Here is a 268-nt window from a genome sequence, read left to right as displayed (position 1 = left end):
GAATTTTGAACGGCTCAAACAAAAACGAGCGCAGCACGAACACGATGAAGATCACCGGGAACAGCCCCGCCGTCCAATCAAGCCACCACGGCTGCGCCATCACCAGTTTTTGCGCCTCGGCCACATCAGGCGTATCGACCTTGGCGATGCCCTGGCGATCCAGCCCCGTGCGGCGTGCCACGGCTGCGTCGTGCAGCGCCTGCGCTGCACGGCGGCGCTGGGGCAGAAAGTACAGCCGCTCGGCAAGCCAATAAGCGCCCGTCACGGC

The 268-nt window shown here is 64.2% G+C and carries 1 protein-coding gene; it reads right to left on the bottom strand.

Annotated elements, in window-relative coordinates; translation table 11 throughout:
* Positions 1-268: hypothetical protein (locus ACS2QP_RS27825; RefSeq protein ID WP_438883077.1), on the bottom strand; the 268-nt coding region annotated here is incomplete at both ends.

Source organism: Bacillus cereus group sp. Bce019, from assembly GCF_051781745.1.
Lineage (GTDB): Bacteria > Bacillota > Bacilli > Bacillales > Bacillaceae_G > Bacillus_A > Bacillus_A cereus.
This window is presented reverse-complemented; position numbering and strand designations above follow the sequence as displayed.